The organism is Vibrio hepatarius, from assembly GCF_018860525.1.
GTDB lineage: Bacteria > Pseudomonadota > Gammaproteobacteria > Enterobacterales > Vibrionaceae > Vibrio > Vibrio hepatarius_B.
On sequence record NZ_JAHKPM010000029.1, the window covers coordinates 85,879 to 106,787 of the forward strand.

Below are 20,909 nucleotides of genomic sequence, written 5' to 3' on the forward strand. Positions count from 1 at the left end.
GAATGATAAAGCAACTGGCTATAGTGCTCGCCGTGTGCGCGTCTTTCTCAACGCTAGCATTTCAAGAAGGGGAAACCGTGACAGAAAGCGTTGCGAAAGGGCTAAAGCTGGAACCTGATCAGCTAACCATAGTAGATTTTTTTGCCGAATGGTGTGTGTCATGTCGTCATGAATTACCCATAGTCAATCAGCTATATAGTGAGCTATCAGGAACTGGTGTAACTTTTGTCGGAGTCGATGTTGATGAAGATATTGAGGTTGGTCTTGAGTTTCAAAAATCTCTGGGATTGAGTTTTCCAGTTGTTAACGATCCTAAGCAGCAATTGATTGCAGAGTTTAAACCTGTCGGAATGCCTGCACTTTATTATGTTTATCAGGGACAAGTACTCAAAGTACGGTTTGGCGCAATCACTGATATTCGCTCTGTCATCCTAGATGATTTGACACAGATGGGAGTGCAGTTATGAAGCTGAGTACATTTGTTTTGGCGTTGCTTTTTTCAACCCTAAGTGTTGCTGCACCCAAAGTTGACCTTAGCAATTTGGGTAAAAAAAAACCCACAAAAACGGAGCCTACTGTGAAGCAAGATAGTATGGAAGAAGAGGTAATATCCAGTCAGGTATACACCAGTGGTAGCTCTGAAATCGGGTTAAGGCGTAATATTGAATTGGTTAAGCCAAAGGCTGGTGGCTTAAGCTTACCAAGGGCAGAACAACCCAAGCCTGTTAGCAATGAAACGTCGGCTTTGGCTTTCGTTGATGAAGTACTTGGCATCGAAGCGGTAAAACCTTGGCAAAAAGGAACACTGGCAAAAAAAGAGATGAAGCCAGGTGGGGAAATTCCAGAGTTCGATTTGTTTTCGGAAAAGGTTTTTTCATATAAGCAAGGCTCGGTTGGTGGTAGTGGCGTCGGTGGTGGCGGTTGCGGTTGTAACTAATTATTAAATAAAACAAAATGAAAAAATTACCTATAACGCTGCTTGGTGCAGCTGCAGTAGCCAATAATGTGTTGGCTGAAGATCATATATCAGTTCATTATCTGAATTACCAAGAATATGATGATAAAGTTGAAGCTGGAGATAGTATTGTTTCTATTGAGAAAAGCATTGGCTTAGATTGGACGATAAATCTTGAACTTGGCTATGATACTGTCTCTGGAGCATCACCTTCTTGGGGGCCTACAACGCCCTTATCAGGCCCTGCGGATGCTAATAATCGAGTAACGAAAACTCAGCAAGCTCAGGTGATGACAGATCAAGTAATAAGAGCTGGCTATGACCCCAATAGTAGTAACTATAAGATTCAAAAATATCAACTAGAGGATACGCGCCAATCGGTCAGTGGTAGCGTGACCTACAGAGATGAGCGGCGAAATGAGTGGACTATGGGGGGGAATTTTTCCACGGAAGAAGACTATCGGAGTATTGGATTAAATGCTAAAGGGTTAATTTACGCCGATTCTCAAAAAAATCGCTCATACAGTTTGGGTATATCGACTTTGTTTGATGAAACTCTAGCATTTGGTAAGTATGGTACCACAGGTAATTCCCAAACTTGGGAAGACATATTTACTGGAAGTGTAGAAGCTGGATTATCACAAACCTTTACTCCTAATTATTACATGATATATACGGCTTATGCAGGTTATCGGTCGGGGTATCTTAGTAATCACTATTTGACGGTATTGCGTGAAGTTGACATTGATGGGAGTGGTACTATTGGTTCTGATGAAGTCTTTCTTGGACAAGACTCCCGCCCAGATAAGCGTTTATCTGGTGGCCTGAATATTCAAGCTTTTTGGTCATTATCTGATTTAATAGTTGTGCGCCCACGTTATAAATTTTTTAATGACGATTGGGGTGTAAGTTCACATCAAGTGGGTGGAAAGTTATCTTGGAATCTAAACACTTGGTTAACATTGGCACCAGGCTATTTTTGGTATACTCAAGCCGCCGCCGATTTTTACCGTGATCCTAATGGCAGTGATCCTACATTTGCCTCACAAGGATATGCAACATCTGATCTTCGTTTGGGAAATTTTACCGCCAACGCTTATGAGTTAGGTGCGAGTTTAAAACTTCATAAATCCCTGCGTTTGAACCTTTTGGGGGCATACTACGAGCAGTCTAATGGGTTTGAGGCTCAATGGTGGGCTATTGGAGCAACTTATGAGTTCTAGTTCGCCATTGATACATCGTTTCCAAGCTATGACAGTTGTGTGTGAAGTCCAGCTATTTGGTACTGAGCAGGCGAAAGAGATTGTTACCACTATTGAATCTAATACACTTCGATTAGAAGAAAAGTATAACTTTTATGCGCCGACATCATGGCTTAACAAAGCGGTAAATAATCGTAAAGCTGCAACAGTGATGCTTGATGAAGAAAGCTATACAGTGTTTGAAGTAGTCAAGCGTTTGGTTGATGGTACTCAAGGGACCTTTGACCCAGCAATAGGGTCAGTTAAGTCACTAATGAAACAAAACCCAAGTATGGGTAGAGATGCGGCTTATGGTTATGCTAAAAATTTTATGGGTATTAAAGCATGGCATTTATCTGAACAGACGCTTGTCATACACAACGCAGAGACTCAGTTTGATCTTGGTGGCGTAATCAAAGAGTTTGCTGTCGATCAGGCCATAAATATTGCACAATCACTCGGCGCATCAGCAGCATTGGTTAATTTTGGTGGAGACATTCGAGCGTTCGGCGTTAAGCCAGATGGCTCTGCGTTTAATGTTGCGGTGAGAAACCCGAAAAATAAAAGTGAACCTTGGTTCTCTTTACCTTTGGTTAATGCGGCGCTGACAACGTCTGCACACTATGAACGTGGCTTTAAATTTGGTGATCAGCAAAGCTCGCACATTTTAGCTCAGTGCGGGACGCATCCTCAAGTACTTTCGGTAAGTGTGTTGGCACCGACAGCTCTAGAAGCTGGTGCTTTGAGTACCGCACTTACCATAGAACCGACGCTAGCAGTACCTAATGAGGTTGGTGTCGTGTTTATTGACGATCAATTATCCATTCATCAAGATTCGGAGTTTATTGCATGATAAGAACTCTCATCCTCGCTCTTATCGCCTACCTTCCTTTGGTGTTATTAGCGCAAGAACCAGAGTTTTTGCCTGTGGAAGAAGCATTCCCGTACCAATGGTCTGTGAGTGATAAAGGCGTGCAGATTCATTTCGCTATCCAGCCACAATACTACCTCTATAAGAGCAGATTTAAATTTTCATCCAGTAGCCAAGTGTTACTCCGTGAGCCGCAGTTTTCAATTGCTGGCAAGCCCAAGCAAGATAAATATTTTGGCGATGTGGTGGTTTTCGATCAACCTATGACGGTGTTAATTCCATACAGTGGTGAAGGACAAATTAAAATTCGTTATCAAGGCTGTTCTGACAAAGGGTTATGTTATTTACCGCAGACAATCACAATGGATTTGCCCAATGGAGTATCAAAGTCTGACCCTGATTTGACTTGGCAAAAAATCAGCGGTTTGGCAGAAAATACGGCAGGATTATCTGATCTTCTCACCAACACACCAAAAATTCAGGCGTTACTCATTTTCTTTTTACTTGGTCTTGGCTTATCAATGACACCATGTGTACTGCCTATGGTACCGATTCTATCGAGTATTATTGGTGGTGATGCCAATATGACAGGTAAAAAAGGTTTGATATTATCCAGTTCCTATGTATTTGGAATGGCGTCAAGTTATGCATTGACTGGAATTTTGGTCACTACACTAGCCAAAGGAGTCAATCTTCAGGCTGCTATGCAGCAGCCTTGGCTGTTATCCTTGTTTGCCATCGTATTTGTTTTGCTCGCCTTAGCCATGTTTGGCTTTTATGAATTGCAACTACCGTCTTCAATCCAGCAAAAACTTACTAGTCACTCAGATAACGTGAGTGGAGGAAAAGTAGTTAGCGTATTTGCCATGGGGGCGGTGTCTGCTTTGGTTGTGTCACCTTGTGTGAGTGCGCCATTAGCGGGGGCTTTACTGTATGTTTCGACTACTCAAGACTGGGTCTTGGGTGGAGTGACGTTATTTGTTATGGCATTGGGTATGGGTGTGCCACTTATCTTAATTGGGATTAGCGGTGGTAAGTTGTTACCCAAATCTGGTCCTTGGATGATAGCCGTTAAACAGCTATTTGGTATTTTGCTACTCGCGGTCGCTATCGTATTAGTGAGCAGATTTGCGCCATCATGGTTGATAATGTTGGCTTGGGCCGTGCTGGCGATTGGTAGTGGAATTCATTTTGGTGCTTTGGATTCAGCTCAACCAGGATGGGCTAGAACGCGGAAGCTAGCCGCATTTATGTCTTTATTTTATGGCTTGGTTGTATTTGTAGGTATGCTGCTTGGTTCGCAAGATCCTCTCAAACCACTGGGCCTTGTTTCCATGCCAAGTAAGCAAACTACTCTCTCTATGTTACCTTTCGCTAAGGTTGACTCTGTGTCTTTATTGGAACAAAACTTGACGTTGGCTAAGCAGCAGGAGCAGCGAGTGATTTTGGATCTTTATGCAGACTGGTGTGTATCTTGTAAGGTTATCGAAAAAGAAATATTTACCGAACAGTCGGTGCTAGATAAATTTTCAGATTGGAAAACGATAAAGTTTGATGTTACCAAAAGTACGCCTGAGCAGATGGCCTGGTTAGCAGAAAGAAATGTGTTTGGTCCTCCTGCTGTGTTTTTTTATGACTCAAGCGGTTTAGAAATGGCTAAGCAAAGAGTGGTAGGTTCTATTGGACTTGAAAATTTTCAGTCGGTGATGTCTCAATTGTGATATGGCTAGTATCTGTTGATCCTAATCACCTGTTTGGTATTTGTGTCAAGGGTCACTGCGCAGTCTCGATCTACCGTACTATAGTTGCGGGAAGGAGATACCAATCAGGTGGTGATGATATATGGAAGATGTTGTTGACTTTAGTCGCTGGCAAAAAGAGCATATCCGAACCGAGGAAGAGCTTTATCAACTGTATGCCGAAGTTAAAACATACTATCAAAGTGAGCCTTGTTCGTCTTATCGCATACGTATAGAGAGACTCAAAACCCTTAAACGAGCCTTGGTTGAACATCAAGAGGCTCTTATTGAATCCTTGAGTTTAGATTACGGCTTAAGAAGTCGTTTTGATAGTCTTATTTGTGACCTACTGCCAGCAATAAAGCATATAAGCTTCACAATTAAGCATCTGAAACAGTGGATGAAGCCAAGTAGGCGTAAATCTGGCTTATTACTCTTTCCGTCATCGGTTAGGGTAGAATATCAACCACTTGGTGTGGTGGGAGTTATTGTCCCTTGGAACTTTCCTATTGTTCTCAGTATTGCGCCAATTGTGACTGCAATTGCTGCAGGCAATCGAGTAATGGTTAAGTTGAGCGAACATACTCATCACACTAATCAAGTATTAAGTAATATATTCACCAGTGTGGGAGGGCATATTTATCCTGTTGAAGGTGAGGTTGATATTTCCAGTTACTTTTCCAAGTTGCCATTTGATCACCTTATTTTTACGGGATCCACGCCAGTTGGTAAGTTGGTTGCACAAGCAGCAGCGAAAAATTTAACACCTGTAACCTTGGAACTTGGCGGTAAATCTCCGGTCATTATAGATAACAATATAGACTTAAGAGCCGCAGTCGATGCGGTATTGTTTGGTAAGTCCGTTAACTCAGGGCAAATCTGTGTGTCTCCAGATTATGTACTATTACCAACAGGGAAAGAGCAGATGTTTGTTGAGCTCTATCTCAAACGATATCAATCTTTGTATTTACAAGGTAATGAAGCAACTTCTATTACTCATATTATTAATCCACAGCAGTATAATCGGCTGAGCCTCATGTTAGAAGATGCGCGATCTCGCGGTGCTGGTATCCACACCATTGAACATGTGGAGTTAGAACAGGGCCAGATGCTGCCACATCTTATTACCGGTGTGACCGAGCATATGCAGGTTATGCAGCAAGAAATCTTTGGCCCTATTTTACCTGTGATTGGTTATCGTCGCTTGAATGAGGCGCTAAGTTATATCAATTTTAACCCTCGGCCACTCGCGTTGTATTTGATGTCAACAGATAAAGTATTACAGCGTCAAGTGATTGAGCAAACTCATAGCGGAGGTATTGCTATCAATGATACATTGCTCCAGGTAGCTATTGAAGATGCACCATTTGGTGGAATTGGCGCATCGGGTATTGGCCAATACCATGGAAAAGAAGGTTTTTTAACCTTTTCTAAAGCGAAAACAATTCTGTATACGCCGGCTTGGCTGCCAAGAAGCACAGTGCTACTGCGTTATAGAAAAACAGCCGAAAAGATACTGGGAACGTTGTTTATTCGTTAATTTTTATACCTGTAATACATCCATCTATGCAGCTTTTAACATAGAGTATTGATTTTATTTTTTGTACTTTCGAGCCTTATCAATAAAAAAATCAAAATAAATCCCCTTTGTCATATAGCCTTCAACGAAGTGAAACACAACTGTCACAATTGAGTCCTAAAGTTAGCATTGTTCAAATGAAACACAGTGGCAATGATGCCAACTAAGGAAATTGTGATGAAAAAGACAGTTATCGGTGCAATTGCACTTCTAGGCGCAATGGCAGTGACTTCCGTTTCTGCTAAAGAGACGATCTCTGCAGTGGGCTCTAGTAGCGTAACGCCACTGATGGAAGTTTTCTCTGAAACATACATGAAAACCCATTCGAACGTATTTATTGAAGTGCAAGGTCCTGGTTCGTCAGCTGGTGTTAAAGCTGCAAAAAATGGCTCAGCTGATCTTGGTATGTCCTCTCGTAACCTGAAAGCTTCAGAGCAGGAGCCCGAGCTTAAAGAAATGAAAGTGGCACTTGATGGCATTGCAGTAGTGGTTAACCCTAAAAATACTCTCCAAGCGTTAACTGCTGAGCAAGTAAGCTCAATCTACAAGGGTGATATTACCAACTGGAAAGAGGTTGGTGGTGAAGACAAGCCAATAGTAACAATTACTCGTGACACGGCTTCAGGTACTCGCGGCGCTTTTGAAGACATCATGAAACTGAAAAAGAAAATATCCGGTCAAAAAGTATCGGCTATTTCACAACGGGCTCAAGTTGCGAACGGCAATGGCGCTTTAAAAACCATGGTTGCCTCAAACCCATATGCGATTGGTTATATTTCTTTAGGGACTGTCGATAATTCAGTTCATGCTTTGCCGATAGATGGTGTGGAAGCTAATGTAGGCAATGTGAAAAATGGTACTTACAAAGTGGCTCGTCCTTTCCTCGTTTTATACAAAGAAGGTAAGCCATCGTCAGAGACTCAAAAGTTCTTAGATTGGATGCACTCTCCAGAGGCTCAAACTTTAGTTGATAATAACGGCTACATCTCTGTTCATTAATATTATTGATATTTTTATTGCTCGGCCCGTTTTGGGCTGGGCTTTTGCTTTACTTCGAGCAAACCTGGTTTGTTAGAAGGGTAAAATTATTATGACCATTGCAACAAATAGTGACGAGCTTATGAATACTCAAGCGACTCAATTATCTAAGCCACGCTTGCGCGCGAAACGTCGTGTTGATATGAAAGAGCGTATCTTTCATGGCTTATTTCTTACCAGTGCTGTCATCGGCATTGTCTCTTTGGCGGTTATCGCCTATTTCATTGTTCAAGAATCGATCCCCGCTTTTAAAGAGGTAGGGGTGTCTAACATTGTTCTTGGTCAAGACTGGTTGCCACCGGCTCTTTATGGCGTAGCAACCATGATTGTTGCGTCTGTGGTATCAACTTTAGGTGCTGTCCTAGTTGGCGTGCCAGTTGGCATTTTGACGGCAATTTTTATTGCTGAGATTGCGCCTAAACGTCTTGCCGATATCATCCGCCCTGCGGTTGAATTGCTAGCAGGTATTCCATCTGTCGTGTATGGTTTTTTTGGCCTTATTATCATTGTCCCTTTAATTCAGGATATTTTTGAAGTACCAGCGGGTAATACAATTTTAGCTGGGATCATCGTATTAGGTGTGATGATTCTTCCTACTGTGATTACGGTATCTGAAACGTCAATACGCGCTGTGCCGAGTACCTATAAAGAAGGTTCTTTAGCACTTGGTGCATCAAAGATTTTTACCATTTTTAAGCTGCTGGTTCCTGCTGCACGATCCGGCATCATGACGGGTGTAATACTCGGAATCGGCCGAGCGCTTGGTGAGACAATGGCGATTATTATGGTGATGGGTAATGCGCCTGCAATGCCACAAGGTATTCTTGACTCTGCACGTACTTTAACCGCCAATATTGCGATTGAAATGTCTTACGCAAGTGGCGTGCACGCGAATGCTTTATATGCGACAGGCGTAGTACTGCTGGTATTTATTATGATGCTCAATGCTGGCCTGCTTTATCTTAATCGTGAGAAAGCGAAATAGTGGCTTAGGAAGTAAAGATTATGGATCGCATTGCACTAAAAAAACATCGTCAATTTAAAGACAATGTTCTCAAGAGTTTAATCTGGGCCGCGGCCGCTCTGACGGTTGGCTTTTTATTCTGGATTATTTGGTACATCTTATCGAACGGCCTACAACATGTAGACTGGAACTTTATTACCGATAACTACACACGCACTGGTGAAGAGCATGGTATCTTCCCTATGATAGTGTCGACGCTTTATATGGTTGTCTCTTCGATTGCTGTCGCTGCTCCGATTGGGATTATGACGGCAATTTATCTTACTGAATATGCCCAAGTTGGCAGTAAGCTAGTTAAAGTGATTCGTTTTTGTACCGAATCCTTAGCAGGTATACCGTCCATTATCTTCGGTTTGTTCGGTATGACTTTCTTTGTTGCGATTCTCGGACTCGGCTTTTCAATTCTTTCAGGTGCTCTGACTTTGAGTATCTTAATTTTGCCGGTAATTATACGCACCACAGAAGAAGCACTTATGGCCGTTCCTCAAACCTATCGAGAAGGGTCATATGGTTTGGGAGCAGCTAAGATTTATACGATTTGGCGGCTGATATTGCCAAGCGCTATGCCGGGTATTATAACCTCGGTTATATTGAGTATTGGACGAGTGATAGGTGAGTCTGCCCCAGTATTTTTGACCGCGGGGATGGTTGCGCGTATACCTGACTCACTACTTGATTCTGGGCGAACACTAACGGTTCATTTATATAAGCTGACCACTGAATTATTTACCATTGAAGAGTGGAATCAGGCTTATGGCACAGCGACAGTACTGATTGTGGTGGTTCTGGTGATCAATATGATCACTAAGCTCATTGCCCGCCGTTTTAATACGGCGAATTATTAGGTAATCAAGCTTATAGCGACCCATTTTAGATTTAAGAGATGAAGACCATGAACAAATTTGATATCGAAAATTTAGACCTGTTTTACGGTGACAATCAGGCACTCAAATCGATTAATTTACCGATACCTGTTCGCCAAGTAACAGCGCTTATAGGGCCATCTGGCTGTGGTAAGTCAACCTTGCTGCGCTGCCTTAACCGTATGAATGACTTGATTGAAGGGGTCAAGATAACGGGTAAATTGGATATGGACGGCGATGATATTTATGGCAATATCGATGTGGCTGACCTGCGGATAAAAGTTGGAATGGTTTTCCAAAAACCGAATCCATTTCCGATGAGTATCTATGAGAATGTGGCCTATGGACTTAGAGCCCAAGGTATAAAAGAGAAAAAGCACATTGATCAGGTTGTTGAACGTTCATTGAGAAGTGCAGCTTTATGGGATGAAGTGAAAGATCGCCTAAAATCTCATGCATTTGGTCTATCAGGCGGTCAGCAGCAGCGTTTATGCATAGCACGTACTATTGCAATGGAGCCTGATGTGATTTTGATGGATGAACCAACCTCAGCGCTCGATCCTATTGCAACGCATAAAATTGAAGAACTGATGGAAGAGCTGAAAAAAAACTATACGATTGTGATTGTTACTCATTCTATGCAGCAAGCTCGCCGGATTTCAGATCGTACGGCCTTTTTCCTTATGGGAGAGTTGGTTGAGCATGACTCGACTCAGGTTATTTTCAGTCAGCCTAGAGATGACCGCACGAAAGGTTACGTCAATGGCGATTTTGGTTAAGTTTCGAAAATCCTAAAGAGTGTCACTATAACAATAAGCGATGGTCTATTGCCCCTCTTTATGAGGGGCTTTTTGTGGGTGAGTATAGTCATTAGGTGGTGACAGTACTTCCGGTTTAGATAACTCGCTTTCTTGGATATTGGTGTTCCATTGATAATTTTTTAGTGGAGATTGACTGCAATTACTGTTAATTGCGTCAGTCTGGCTCCAAAGCCGATTGGGATAAAAGATATAGCCAATGCGGAGTATATCTTTAGCTAGGGTCTGTAATTCTTGTTGGTTGGTCGCGCCAACCACTTGTTTCCAAGGCGTAAAAGCGGTAATAGGGTAGTCGAGCTCTGTCACGGGGTTGTCGACTTCACAGCCATGGTGAATCACACTATTGACGCCGATGTCTTGATTGATTTTCTGCTTCACTTTTTGAGTTAGTTGTGAAATTTTACCTAGGTCGGCATCGACTATCCTACGGTCTTTTTGAGCAAGTGCACCTTGCACTATTTTCACCACAAACTTAAGCCGTGTAGGTTTATCCGAATCAAATTGGCTTAGATGCGGAGCAACACAAAATAAGTCATAGTCTGCCGTTAAGGGAACACTATTTGATGTTTCTGCCAGTGCCATAATCGGTTCGACACTATTCCCTTTTTTGGTCATTACCCAATATCCGTTTCTCAAGTGCGGTAGTATTTCAAACATGGGATGAAGATCTTTGCGGTACTGCCGGTGAAAATGTGAATGTTCGCTGAATGGTATACGCCCATTAGGGTAGAGAATAAAGTCTTGGTGTGGCTTTCCATGACAGGTAACTTGAAAGGTTCCCTCTTTTTTCGATACCCCATGAAGCATTTTCTGTTTGAGTAAATACTGTAATCTCTCCTCAGAAATTAGTAGAGGTACTGCCTTTGCTGATCCATTGCGTATTGACTCTGTAGCCTTGTGATTGAACTTCTCTATTTCTCGCCAGCCTTTGTGAACTAGCTTACTGTAATATTGATCGCAGCATATAAAACCCGCTTGGGGGCCCCAGTCGGAAGACTTGCCTTTTACATGTAAATCTTTGGTTGCATAACCTTCTTCGATAAGCGTGGTAGAAAGGCGATTGACTGGGCGAACCATAATAATACAGTCATGTAGCTTGGCCGTATTAACAATAATTTTCTCATGGGCAGGAACGATTCCAGAGTGTTTAACAGCAGATTCACCTAAAAACATAATTGCGAATATAGTGATGGGTCATAAGGGTCAATATATACAATAGGATGGCTACTGGATTGGCTATTTCACGTAAAGTTAAAGTAATATCATAGTAATATCGTAAAAGATCCTTCTCTGTGTTGGAGTGATCTGCAAGCAGCTATAAATTTTCATAGTAAATTTATAATAAAAAACCCCCTAACAATGGATTATCCAACTATTTGGGGGCTTTATATTTGGGTGGACTTAGACCTTATTGAATAAGGTACAGTTAAGCATTTTGCTTGTGTTTTGCTTTACAAACAGCAGCGGTAAATACCACATCGGTTGAGCTATTTAATGCAGTTTCAGCTGAGTCTTGTACAACACCGATAATAAAGCCTACAGCGACTACTTGCATAGCGATCTCATTTGGAATGCCAAATAGGCCACATGCTAGTGGAATCAAAAGTAGCGATCCACCCGCAACCCCTGATGCTCCACATGCAGAAACGGCCGCAACAACGCTAAGGAGCAAAGCGGTAAGTATGTCAATTTCAATGCCCATGGTGTGTACAGCTGCAAGTGTGAGTGTAGTAATGGTAATTGCCGCGCCAGCCATATTAATGGTTGCACCAAGTGGAATTGAAACTGAATAGGTATCTTCGTCAAGTTTTAGCTTTTCACATAAGGCCATATTGACAGGAATGTTCGCAGCACTTGAACGAGTAAAGAAAGCTGTCACGCCACTTTCGCGTAGACATTGGAATACAAGTGGGTATGGATTTTCGCCCGTTTTAACCAACACGATAATTGGGTTAACTACTAAAGCGATGATAGCCATAGCGCCCAGTAAAACTGCAAGAAGTTGAGCGTAGCCTGCTAACGCATCAAAGCCAGTAGTTGCTAGAGTTGAAGACACAAGGCCAAAAATACCGAATGGTGCTAAACGAATAATAAAGCGAACAATTTGCGAAACGCCGTGGCTTAAGTCTTCAAAAACCGCTTTCGTGGTAGCTGAAGCATGATGCAAAGCTAAACCCAGACCAACGGCCCAAGCCAAAATGCCTATATAGTTGGCATCCATTAATGCATTCACTGGGTTGTCGACGATCTTAAATAGCAATGTATTCATGACCTCAGCGATACCTTGAGGTGGTGTTGCACCTTCAGCTCCAGAAACCAGTGTTAATGTGGTTGGGAACATGAAGCTTAATACGACGGCCGTTAGAGCTGCCGTAAAGGTACCAAATAGATACAATATAACGATAGGGCGCATGTATGTATGTTGGTTTTTTTTCTGGTTGGCAATTGAAGCCGCAACTAGGATAAAAACAAGAATGGGGGCGACGGCTTTTAAAGCACCGACAAATAGACTTCCAAGTAAACCAACACTTTGTGCATATTCAGGAGAAATGGTGGCAAGACCTACACCGAGAACGATACCGGCTAAGATCTGTAACACCAAATTTCCACGCGCAAAGCGGGCAAATAAAGAGTTGTGTTGCATAATGATCCCTGCAATGAATTGTTATATAAATTTCTGCGTGACCTCAGTTTTCGCTAACTGAGTGGGACAATACTAGCGTTTTGAAATAATGTGTCTAGGTTTAATTGACATGTAGCATGAAAATTCGGACATATATATAGGATGTTATTAAAAACCTCATGTTTAATGTTGTCGGTAGTGACTAATTCTATCTCAATTAGTCAACTTTTATCTTTAAATTTATTATGTTAGATACTTTTTGATAGCATGATACAGACTCCAAGGCTCATTTGTGAGTATAGAAAAGTGTCTTGAATCATATCACTGGTTTTGATTGAAAATAAATTGAGATCAATAGCTTATATAAGCACCGTCATATGGGCTAAAACACGATGTCTAGAATTAAGTATTATCGATTTATTTTAATACTTATGATGACAAGGGTATGCTTGCCCTCAGCTCTGACGAGGCAATATCGTTCTTTTTTATCGCTCCTGTCCGCCCTACCACCTTTATACACTACATTTCTTGAACTTTTATTTGAGTTTGTTTTTTAACCGAACTGGAATAGTAGAATAACCATTTCTATTTACCAACGAATTCAGTTTAGATGAGTGCTTAATTTTGTGGGTAAAGGCGAATTGGGTATACACTTTAAAGCACCAGTAGACTTATTGTTTGGGCTGATATTATGGCAGAGGAAAAGCCGAAAGAATCGGAAGAGGCAATAGAGCTTACATCCGGCGCAGGGCAACAACAGGCAGAGTTACCTTCCTCGGAAAGCATCTGCTATGGTGAGGATGTATTCAGTGATATAAGACCTTTGAGTGAAGTTGCTTTTTTTATCATGACTCCGACAGGGAAGACATTTAAAGGTAAAACCAAGTATGTAGGGTTACATTCCAATAACCTGATGCTTCTTGAAACACCTAATGCATCACCTAAGGAAATGGCGGTCTATTTTCAACGTGGGTTCCCTATTAAAGCTTGTGTGATCTCTGAATCTGGAGGTGGTGCTAGGATTTACTTCAAAAGTAAGGTTGAGTATGTACTTGAAGCGGGTGATAACAGTTTGTTTTTGATTTCTCTTCCCTTAGCGACTCAGGTTGCGTTTGGTCTTAGGGAAAGCGCTCGCTTGGAGTTGATTTTGGGCGGTGTACTTGCTCCTAAAAGTAATAAATTAAGTTGTCAGGTCCGCGATATTTCCAGTCAAGGTTGCCTTGTAGTATTAGAGAAAGATTTAACCAAGCATAAGGTGGGTGATGTCGTCTCATTGCGTATTGAAGATACCGGTGGGGAAGAATCAGTGTCTTCAGATATCCTTGAAGCGGTGGTTCGCAATGTTAAGACGACTGGTCGCTATAGTAAGATTGGCGTCCAGTTTGAAGAGAATAGCCTAGAACCAGTAGCAAATTTAATCGATAACTTAAACTTCTGTCGTATGAGCCAAAAGTTCACTTTGTAGTAAATTTTTTGTGTAGTGCCTTTGCGGTTGAAAGTGGGCAATACTTTTTTGAGTTAGCTGACTTAAACCCGACGCTACTGGCATCGGGTTTAAGAACTTTGTCTCAAAACCCTTTGATATTGTTTGCTTCTAGTTCGGTGAAATACTTCACCGTTTTTACTTTTAGTTCTTGCGTTGAAGGCTCATCACAAACAATGACTGACTTAGGATGAAGTTGCAGGGCAGATACTGTCCAGAGATGATTGACACATCCTTCGACGGCGGCTTCTAATGCGAGAGCTTTATTGTGTCCTGTAACCAAAATCATAATTTCTTCGGCATCGAGAAGTGTTCCCACCCCTATTGTTAAAGCATACTTAGGAACTTGTTTAATATCTCCTTCGAAGAAGCGAGAGTTTGCAATACGAGTATCTTCAGTGAGGGTTTTGATACGAGTACGGGAAGAGAGCGAGGAAGCGGGTTCGTTAAATGCAATGTGGCCATCATTACCTACACCACCCATAAAAAGATTAATCCGGCCGTAGGACTTAATTTTGTGTTCGTAACGCTGGCATTCAGCTTCATGATCAGCAGTGTTACCATCCAGAAGGTTAATGTTTTTTTCTTCAATATCAATATGATCAAAAAAATTCTTATACATAAACGACCGATAAGATTCAGGGTGATCTGCTGGTATGTCTATATACTCATCCATATTGAAGGTAACGACATGTTTGAAGCTAACTTCGCCTAAGTTATAGAGTTCAATAAGTGCTTTATAAGTTGCTAGTGGCGTACCACCTGTTGGTAAGCCTAATACAAAGGGACGTTCTTCCGATGGCTGAAAGTAGTTAATGCGTTTGGCAATATGAGCTGCAGCCCACTGACCAACTTGGGCTGCTTTGAGTAACGGGATGAGTCTCATTGGTTACCTCTAATAATGAAAATTAGTGCTTTTGCTTGTTATTTTTCATTATAAAATAAGTTACTCCGTGCGGCTATTGTTTTTGGTCAATTTTGCTTTTCATTTTTGATTTTTAAACGTCTTTAAAGCTTTTATTCGTCTTTTAAGTAATGAACCCTAGATAGTATTCAACGTTTATCTACAAAAATTTCTTTCAAGAAATAAGGTCTGATGTTTGATCTTGTTACCGATGTTTTATTTTTAATCATCAACTAATCCTCTGAGTACTGTACACTTAGATAAGGATAAAAATGCGTCGATCCCAATATTGAGTGGGGTGACTGGGATAGAAACCAGTAGAGCTGGTGAAAGGCAATGAAAGTAAACAGATGAATTTAATTGGAATCGCTATTGGCGCAACGGGTTTGTTACTACTTGGCTCCTTTATTTGGATGTTAGTACTACAAATGCGTAAAAAAAGGCTAGAAGAGCAGCGTATAGAGCGAAGTATCGCTAAACGTAAAGCCCTTGAAAACAACCGTCAGCAGGAAGAAAAAGACCGAGTGAAAAAAGCAGAAGGAGGCGATATCACAACGATCCTATTCCTCGCGAAAGAAGCAGAGAGAATGAATCAGAAAGACGCAGTGTATTGGTATACTAAAGCGGCACAGCTCGATAATGTTAATGGTATGTGTGGTATTGTGCGCCTTAGTGAAAAATTTAACGATGCGGTATTAAATGAGCAGGCTAAATTTTGGCAAGTATGTATTAAAGCTCTTGAGGGTAGCCTACCCGATAAATATGAAATGGCGATAGCCTTGTTTAATGGTTTGGGTACTGATCAGGATGTTGAGAAGGCCCTAAAAGTGATGATGCAGGCTGCTGACCATAATTTTGTTAATGCTCAGTTATTTTTAGGTGAGTGGTTTGTTTCACCAAAAAACACCAACCCCAAGCCGAACCTGTCTACTGAGTATTACCAGAAAGCTGCTGCTATGCGAAGCAATGAAGGGCGATTGAAACTTGGCCTAAATTATATTCATGGTGTAGGGGTCTCAGCGAATTCTCTTAAAGGTTGCTACTGGATGGAACGTGCAGCAGAAAAAGGTTATACAGAAGCAATGTATAAGGTTGCTGAAGAATGGATGAAGAAGCCACCAGATGGCGAATCAGTGGCGTATATTTGGCTATTTATTGCTGCTCAACTTGGCCATAATCAATCCGCGGGCTTACGCGATCAAATTGCTCTCAATATTGGTGTCGATACTGTAGTAGGCTTGCAATCTTTGGCAAAACCGATTTTGAAAAAAATCTCAGAAAACAAAGTTGGAAAGCATTCGGTTATTAAAGCGCTGAACAAACTCTATAAGCGAGGTATTTTGCTAGAAGAACAAGATATTTTGCAGCATCAAGAGACAGAATCCGAAACGCTTCAGGAAACAGATCCTACAGCAGCTGCTAGCGATGAGATCGAATCTACGGCAACGCCCGTTGAACAAAAGCCCGATATTGCTCAGTAAATATAGATAAGACCGAAAGGGAGCTCAGTGACTATAAAAGGTGGATAAACCCAAAATACCGAGTCTTGTGTACACTGGCCTAGTAGTGACTTTTGATTGATTATCATTTAAAACTCCCCCACATTAAACGCAAACTATTGAAAGAGGTAAACCATGTCGACTACAAGTTTTTTGCGTTTAATCTGTCTTGCCGCTATTTGGGGTAGTTCGTTCCTTTTCATGAAAATTTCAACCTACACCTTTGGCCCAGCATACCTCATAGAATTTAGAGTGGGTTTTGCCGCGTTGAGTTTATTTCTTATCTCTATCTATCTACGTAAGAAGCTTGCTTTTATAGGTCACTTTAAGCATTTCATGATTATTGGTTTGTTTAATTCAGCCTTGCCATTTCTGCTATTTGCTTATGCAGCACAGACTTTAAATGCTTCTACACTATCAGTGCTTAACTCTACAGCGGCAATTTGGGGGGCTTTAATTGGTATTTTTTGGCACAACGCCATTTTGACTGCTAAAGCTATGCTTGGCATGCTCATGGGAGTGATAGGAGTTGTCGTTCTTGTTGGTTGGGATGCCGTTAATATTGGGCTTGAGGCCGTCTTACCTATCGCGGCAGGTGTTATGGCTGCATGTAGTTATGGGATTGCAACCAATTACACTAAAACCGCTCCTAATATTAATGCTTTTGAAAATGCTCATGGCAATATGTGGGCAGCTGTCATCTGGATACTCCCCTTGTTGCCTTTTGTTCCTATGCAGGGTGAGCCTACTTCAAAAGAAATGTTGTCTGTCTTAGTATTAGGCGTAGTGTGTACAGCTATCGCTTATTTGCTTTACTTTCGATTGGTGGTTGATGAGGGAGCGGCATCTGCTCTGTCCGTTACTTTTCTTATTCCGGTGTTCGGTATTTTATGGGGAGCTTTAGTCCTTGATGAGCCCATTGGAATGAACACTTTTGTGGGAACTTTTCTAGTGTTGGCCGGAACTATGTTGGTCACGGGGTTTTCGCCTGCTCAACTTGTTAGAAAAAGACCAAGGGTTGAGCAGGTTTAGGTACAAATTGCTAATACTATTAACCGAGTTCTAAGGTCATAAAGTTACTGTTAGGGTCAGGTTGATAGTTTGCAAATGGAGAACAATATTTAAAACCAAATTTTTTATATAGTTCTCGCGCTGGCTTAAAGAAGGACATTGATCCCGTCTCAAGGCTAATTCTTTGATATCCATCATTTTTCGCTTGAACAATGATATGTAACAGTAATGCTGATGCAACACCCTGATTACGAGCTTCTGAGACGGTGCGCATTGTTTTTAGCTCTACATGTAATTCAGAAATTGGTTTGATTGCTGCGCAGCCAAGTAACTCATTTTCTTTCCAACTGGTCCAAAATATAGTTTCTGGATGTTGCAACTCTTCTCTGTTTAACGCGTGTACACTTTCTGGTGGTGATGTAGCATTCATATCGTCCATGTGCTCTTTGAGTAGCTTTGCCACCGCAGGATGGCCTAGTTTATCTACTTTAATTTGCATTCCTTGCCCTTGCAGATGATTTAAAATGTATCTCATTCTGCATCATAGACTTTTTGAATACAAATGATCTCATGCTTGCATATGTGAGATGCCTCTAACTACTGATTGCAGTATGGTGATTTGTATAACAAAGCGCTGGATCTCATAAATAACAATTCAGTAGCTTCATTTTTCATTTTTCATTATTCATTGATGATTGATTCGAATCTCATAAATTAATCTTATAGTTCGACTTCTCAAAACTACACCATTTGTTTTTACAATGAATAATATGGCGTGCGCAGTGAGATGAAAGAAGTAAGCTTTTGAGCGATAAGTAAACTATTGATAAAAATGCCTATCAACAACAAAGTACGGGTAACCTTTTCCTGTTTGCAATCATAGTAGGCATTATAACTGGCAGTTTTTTACTCTGTAATAAAGCGAGTTGAGATGACTTCCAGCTCACATTTGACAACTAAAAACAAGATAGTCCACCTCTTAAGACCAACAAAATGAAGTTGTAAATGATATAGCTTCTGACTCTTTTTGGGCACACTTAACACACTAAAATTAATTTGATACTGATTCTGGTTAGAGGATAAGTGATTTCACCTCAAGATAAGCTTATTACCGCTGAACTTAAGTTTAGAAAGGAGTTGCTTTGAGGCATCAATTCCTTTTTCATCAAATTCTATACCATAGCTTGCGTAGTGGACTGAACTTTGGGAGTTGCGCACTTGGCCAGTGAGTGACTGAAATTGATGTTTTTTCGCAAGAGCTTCATGGATACACAAGGAAATCTCATCACCGACTTGGAACGCTTTACTTAAAGGTGGGGTGACGAATCGGCAACCATGTACAGAAAGATCCCGCATTTGACATTCCAATTTAACACCCTGAGATGTAACACTTGCGGGGAGATCAATACTATATCTAGGTTCTCTACGCAGTTGGTTGACCTGCATAGTATTTGGGATGTTGAAGGCGATGATAGGGATTGGATTAGATAAAATGTATTCTAGCTGGGTCTTAAATGAAACTAAAGCGCCTTCACCTCTAGGAGAAATGGCTCGTATTGTCGCCCAAAAACCAGATTGGAAGAAAAATCCGGTGTCTTCGATGGATAAATTTGGTAGCTCGGCCAGAATTAGGTTGTGTGAATGGGCACCAATGAATAAAGTTTTACAGCTGAAGGCTCGGCCTACTGGTGTGGTAATGGTGACAGTTAGCTCACCACCGTGCTCTAACATCCCTAGAGCATCTGTACTATTGATTGATGTGAATCCTTTTTCCATATGTTTTGAGACCTGCTCTGAATGATCTTCTTCCTTTGTATCCATCTAGCCTCCAACATTACGACATCGCTATTGATGATATTATAATTATAAGTGTCTCTAGTCAAAGTTGGAATGGTCATTTATTAAACTTATTTGCTACATGATTTCAGTGTTGAACGGAAGATCTCTATATTTCCATTAACTTATGCAATAGGTAGGTATGCATTTTTGTTTCAAGCGTGAATGAATTGTAAATAAATTTGTCTATTATTCCGGATAGATTTAAGGTAAGTGTGTTGCTCTATAAGGATTTAATCATGACGCACTCTGCGGGTTGGAAAACGCCTCAAAACTTTTTAATTATTATCTCTATTGTGGTTCCTATTGCTTTTTCGAGTTGGATGGCATTACTGAACAACTTTGTTATTGAACGCGCTAATTTTGATGGGTCGGATATTGGGCTTTTGCAAAGTGTGCGTGAAATCCCTGGATTTCTGGCGTTTACCGCTGTGTTTGTATTGCTCTTTATACGCGAGCAGAGATTTATGTTGCTTGCGCTTGGCGCTTTAACCATAGGTACTGCTATTACCGGTTTTTTTCCTTCTTTATTCGGGCTTTTACTTACCACTCTATTGATGTCGACGGGGTTTCATTACTTTGAAACCTTAAAGCAGTCGTTATCTTTGCAGTGGCTATCAAAGGATGAAGCACCGGAAATGTTGGGTAAATTTATCTCGGTTGGTGCACTGGCTTCTTTATTTACTTATGGGGCGCTTTGGGTATGTTTACAGGTTTTTAAAATGGATTACCAATGGGTCTATCTGACTTTTGGTGGTGTCGGTTTTACGCTGGTTGTTTGGATGGCATTTGCATTTCCTCAGTTCAAAACCGAGACTCAGCAAAACAAAAAACTGTTACTAAGAAAAAGATACTGGCTGTATTATGCTTTGACCTTTATGAGTGGCGCTCGCAGACAGATTTTTACGGTATTTGCTGGTTTCTTGATGGTCGAAAAGTTTGGTTATTCAGTAGCTGATATAACGCTACTTTTCTTAATTAATTATTTATTCAATTTTCTATTTGCCAAAAAGATTGGCAAGTATATAGGTAAAGTTGGTGAGCGTAAGGCACTGATGTTTGAATATATTGGATTAATTGGTGTATTTATTGGTTACGCATTGGTACAGAATGCGGAATGGGCTGCGGCTTTGTATGTTATTGATCATTTATTTTTTGCTTTGGCATTGGCGATTAAAACCTATTTGCAGAAAATTGCTGATCCAGCAGATATGGCTTCTACAGCAGGCGTTTCATTTACCATTAATCACATTGCTGCGGTATTTATTCCAGTCTCATTTGGTTTTATTTGGCTTGTATCGCCTGCGGCAGTTTTCTATATAGGTGCTATGATGGCTGTTATCTCATTAGTGTTATCTCTTAATATTCCTGCCAAGCCGGAAGAAGGGAATGAAGTGCGGATTTTACGTTGGGGCTAAGGTTGGC

At 41.1% G+C, this 20,909-nt stretch carries 19 protein-coding genes; 14 read left to right on the forward strand and 5 right to left on the reverse strand.

Annotation, left to right across the window (positions count from 1 at the left end; translation table 11 throughout):
• The first annotated feature begins 2 nt into the window (after window positions 1–2).
• From KO511_RS08250 to pstB, 10 genes are all read left to right on the forward strand, one after another.
• Window positions 3–467, forward strand: a complete 465-nt coding sequence (locus tag KO511_RS08250; RefSeq protein ID WP_215986970.1) for a TlpA family protein disulfide reductase — start codon at window positions 3–5, stop codon at window positions 465–467.
• Complete coding sequence (locus KO511_RS08255) at window positions 464–937, forward strand: DUF4266 domain-containing protein (RefSeq protein WP_215986971.1); 474 nt, start codon at window positions 464–466, stop codon at window positions 935–937. The genes KO511_RS08250 and KO511_RS08255 overlap by 4 nt, the downstream gene beginning before the upstream one ends.
• Before the next feature lie 17 nt (window positions 938–954).
• The gene (locus KO511_RS08260) at window positions 955–2,178 is read left to right on the forward strand and encodes a DUF3570 domain-containing protein (protein WP_215986972.1); all 1,224 of its coding nucleotides are present in this window, start codon (window positions 955–957) and stop codon (window positions 2,176–2,178) included.
• Window positions 2,168–3,049, forward strand: a complete 882-nt coding sequence (locus KO511_RS08265; protein ID WP_215986973.1) for an FAD:protein FMN transferase — start codon at window positions 2,168–2,170, stop codon at window positions 3,047–3,049. The genes KO511_RS08260 and KO511_RS08265 overlap by 11 nt, the downstream gene beginning before the upstream one ends.
• Complete coding sequence (gene dsbD, locus KO511_RS08270; RefSeq protein ID WP_215986974.1) at window positions 3,046–4,788, forward strand: protein-disulfide reductase DsbD; 1,743 nt, start codon at window positions 3,046–3,048, stop codon at window positions 4,786–4,788. The genes KO511_RS08265 and dsbD overlap by 4 nt, the downstream gene beginning before the upstream one ends.
• A gap of 121 nt (window positions 4,789–4,909) precedes the next feature.
• Window positions 4,910–6,346 carry a coniferyl aldehyde dehydrogenase gene (locus KO511_RS08275; protein WP_215986975.1) on the forward strand — a complete coding sequence of 479 codons (1,437 nt, stop codon included), beginning with the start codon at window positions 4,910–4,912 and terminating at the stop codon, window positions 6,344–6,346.
• A gap of 216 nt (window positions 6,347–6,562) precedes the next feature.
• Window positions 6,563–7,384, forward strand: coding sequence for a phosphate ABC transporter substrate-binding protein (locus tag KO511_RS08280; protein WP_215986976.1), 822 nt, complete (start codon window positions 6,563–6,565; stop codon window positions 7,382–7,384).
• A gap of 91 nt (window positions 7,385–7,475) precedes the next feature.
• Window positions 7,476–8,408 carry a phosphate ABC transporter permease subunit PstC gene (pstC, locus tag KO511_RS08285; RefSeq protein WP_215986977.1) on the forward strand — a complete coding sequence of 311 codons (933 nt, stop codon included), beginning with the start codon at window positions 7,476–7,478 and terminating at the stop codon, window positions 8,406–8,408.
• Between the two features lie 20 nt (window positions 8,409–8,428).
• On the forward strand, window positions 8,429–9,292 hold the full coding sequence (gene pstA / locus KO511_RS08290; protein ID WP_215986978.1) for a phosphate ABC transporter permease PstA: 864 nt from the start codon (window positions 8,429–8,431) through the stop codon (window positions 9,290–9,292).
• Window positions 9,293–9,339: 47 nt separating this feature from the next.
• Window positions 9,340–10,089 (forward strand): phosphate ABC transporter ATP-binding protein PstB, encoded by a 750-nt coding sequence (gene pstB / locus KO511_RS08295; RefSeq protein ID WP_215986979.1) that lies wholly within the window; start codon window positions 9,340–9,342, stop codon window positions 10,087–10,089.
• A 45-nt stretch (window positions 10,090–10,134) separates the two neighbouring features.
• On the opposite strand, the gene KO511_RS08300 is transcribed toward pstB, so the two are convergent.
• Together KO511_RS08300 and sstT are read right to left on the reverse strand one after the other, a co-directional pair.
• Window positions 10,135–11,301: a CyaA/EF/ExoY family adenylyl cyclase toxin gene (locus tag KO511_RS08300; protein WP_215986980.1), complete on the reverse strand. Its 1,167-nt coding sequence runs from the start codon at window positions 11,299–11,301 to the stop codon at window positions 10,135–10,137.
• 253 nt (window positions 11,302–11,554) lie between these two features.
• A complete protein-coding gene (gene sstT, locus KO511_RS08305; RefSeq protein ID WP_215986981.1) occupies window positions 11,555–12,772 on the reverse strand; it encodes a serine/threonine transporter SstT in 1,218 nt (405 codons plus the stop codon).
• Window positions 12,773–13,442: 670 nt separating this feature from the next.
• Here sstT and KO511_RS08310 point away from each other — a divergent pair.
• Window positions 13,443–14,216, forward strand: coding sequence for a PilZ domain-containing protein (locus KO511_RS08310; protein ID WP_215986982.1), 774 nt, complete (start codon window positions 13,443–13,445; stop codon window positions 14,214–14,216).
• A gap of 103 nt (window positions 14,217–14,319) precedes the next feature.
• On the opposite strand, the gene nagB is transcribed toward KO511_RS08310, so the two are convergent.
• Window positions 14,320–15,120, reverse strand: coding sequence for a glucosamine-6-phosphate deaminase (gene nagB / locus KO511_RS08315; RefSeq protein ID WP_215986983.1), 801 nt, complete (start codon window positions 15,118–15,120; stop codon window positions 14,320–14,322).
• A 368-nt stretch (window positions 15,121–15,488) separates the two neighbouring features.
• Here nagB and KO511_RS08320 point away from each other — a divergent pair, with 368 nt between their 5' ends.
• Together KO511_RS08320 and KO511_RS08325 are read left to right on the forward strand one after the other, a co-directional pair.
• Window positions 15,489–16,619, forward strand: coding sequence for a tetratricopeptide repeat protein (locus KO511_RS08320; RefSeq protein ID WP_215986984.1), 1,131 nt, complete (start codon window positions 15,489–15,491; stop codon window positions 16,617–16,619).
• Between the two features lie 153 nt (window positions 16,620–16,772).
• On the forward strand, window positions 16,773–17,669 hold the full coding sequence (locus tag KO511_RS08325; protein WP_215986985.1) for a DMT family transporter: 897 nt from the start codon (window positions 16,773–16,775) through the stop codon (window positions 17,667–17,669).
• A gap of 19 nt (window positions 17,670–17,688) precedes the next feature.
• Here the strand turns inward: KO511_RS08325 and KO511_RS08330 are convergent, their stop codons facing one another.
• Both KO511_RS08330 and KO511_RS08335 read right to left on the reverse strand, forming a co-directional pair.
• Window positions 17,689–18,147, reverse strand: coding sequence for a GNAT family N-acetyltransferase (locus KO511_RS08330; protein WP_215987047.1), 459 nt, complete (start codon window positions 18,145–18,147; stop codon window positions 17,689–17,691).
• Window positions 18,148–18,737: 590 nt separating this feature from the next.
• Entirely contained in the window at window positions 18,738–19,469 is a 732-nt protein-coding gene (locus tag KO511_RS08335) for a PilZ domain-containing protein (protein WP_215986986.1), read from the reverse strand.
• A 254-nt stretch (window positions 19,470–19,723) separates the two neighbouring features.
• On the opposite strand from KO511_RS08335, the gene KO511_RS08340 reads away from it, so the two are divergent.
• Entirely contained in the window at window positions 19,724–20,902 is a 1,179-nt protein-coding gene (locus KO511_RS08340) for an MFS transporter (RefSeq protein WP_215986987.1), read from the forward strand.
• Window positions 20,903–20,909 lie beyond the last annotated feature (7 nt).